The organism is Oleiphilus sp. HI0123, assembly GCF_001635315.1.
This window is the reverse complement of record NZ_LWGE01000177.1, coordinates 1-380: the sequence shown is the minus strand read 5'-3', so window position 1 is coordinate 380 and position 380 is coordinate 1. Positions and strand designations below refer to the sequence as shown.

General features: G+C 46.8%; 1 pseudogene. It reads left to right on the top strand.

The window, feature by feature from the left end:
* Window positions 1-332, top strand: a pseudogene (locus A3761_RS26620) (tyrosine--tRNA ligase); the annotation flags it as partial.
* Between the last annotated feature and the right edge of the window lie 48 nt (window positions 333-380).

The window sequence follows — 380 nt, the reverse complement described above, 5'->3', positions numbered from 1 at the left end:
TGTTTGCGCGCGAAATCATTGAGCGTTTCCATGATGCGGAGTCGGCGGCGACGGCGCATAACTCGGCAGGCAACCGAGTCGGTTTGGGTGAGATTCCAGATAATGTTCCGGAAGTTGATGTTGATGCTGAGGGGCAGTCGGAGTTGCCAGTATCTGCTGTACTAAGAATGGCGGCTTTGGTAAAGAATGGTGCAGCAGCTAAAGATGTCTTGGGTCGCGGTGCAGTATATGTAGAAGGCAAGAAGGTAGAGGCGAGCTTGAAGTTGTCGGTGCCTGGTATATATGTGATTCAGGCGGGTAAGAAAAAGATAGCAAAAGTCTCGTTAAAATAGCGTTACAAACTAATTTATAAAAAGTTTGATAAAGGTGTTGACCTAAAG